Genomic DNA, 1,150 nt, shown 5'->3' with positions numbered 1-1,150 from the left:
AAGGCGCCCGAGGCGGCCCTCGGGGACCCGCGCCGGACCGAGGGCGCCCGGCCCCCCTGCGGACCCCGGACGAGCCGGACGAGCGACCGGGCCAGAGTGGGAAGGGCGCAGGTCAGGGCGGGTGAGCCTCCATCCCACTTCGGGCCCGTTCCGTGGGAAGGCGCCCGAGGCGGCCCTCGGGGGACCCGCGCCGGACCGAGGGCGCCCGGCTCCCCTGCGGGCCGCGGACGAGCCGGACGAGCGGCCCCCGGCAAAGTGGGAAGGCGCGCGGGGGAAGTGGGAAGGCGGCCCCCGAGGCGGCCCTCGGGAGGGCGGCGGACGAGCCGGTCCTCCCCGGCCGGGAAGGCGCGGTGACGTACGGGCGGCCCGGTACGTCAACCGGATGACGTACAGCGGTCCGTGATGACGTACGCGACGAACGCGGCCGGGACGAGCGGCGGCTCCCGGGCGCGGACCGGCCCCCGCTCCGGGGGGAGGGAGCAGGGGCCGCGGGGGTGCCGGAGACGGTACTCCGGCGGGTGCTGGTCGACCGCGCCAACGCGTTGTTTCCGTGCGGGTACCTTCGCTGTCCGCTGGTTTGCTGGTTGCTGGCGCGGTGTTGTTCTTCAACGTGCGCGCACGCGGTATTTCCGGTGTGCAGTGCTGGTCTGGCGCGGTGCGCGGAATTCGTTTCTACCGGAGCCGGTAGACCGTGGCCGTGATGTACGGCGCGCGGTCCGCCGTGGCGGCCAGGGGCCGGGCGTGCGCGGCGCAGGTGAACGCGTCCGCCTCGGTCACGTCCCGGCGGAAGCGCACGGCGAACGCTGCGATGCCCGGGCACCTCTGGCGGTCGCTCGGCTGGTTCGTGTCCAGTGCCTCACAGCGTCCCGGCGGCTGGTTGTACCAGACGAGCAGGGAGGTCCCCAGGGACCTGACCATCTGGCACACATCGTCACGGCGCCGTTGCTCGCGCTCGGGGAGCGTCTGGGGGTCGACCGGTAGCACGGAGGCGGCTCCGGCCGGGGCGGTGGGGGCGAGTGCCGGCGGATTGGGCACGGCCGGACGAGCAGGGCGGGGAGCAGCTGCTCGACGCGCGGGCGCGGGAGCGGGAGCGGGAGCGGGAGCCGCGGGGGTCCTGGCTCCGAACGCGGCCAGGATGCCCGCCAGTCCG

The 1,150-nt window shown here is 75.8% G+C and carries 1 protein-coding gene; it reads right to left on the bottom strand.

Annotated elements, in window-relative coordinates; all coding sequences use genetic code 11:
• Nucleotides 1–672: 672 nt before the first annotated feature.
• The coding region (locus tag AQI94_RS44485; RefSeq protein ID WP_208611893.1) for a hypothetical protein at nucleotides 673–1,150 on the bottom strand (478 nt) is incomplete at its 5' end.

This window comes from Streptomyces pseudovenezuelae (assembly GCF_001513955.1).
Taxonomy (GTDB): Bacteria; Actinomycetota; Actinomycetes; order Streptomycetales; family Streptomycetaceae; genus Streptomyces; species Streptomyces pseudovenezuelae.
Note: the sequence above shows the minus strand (reverse complement) of the source record. Positions and strands in the feature narration are given on the sequence as shown.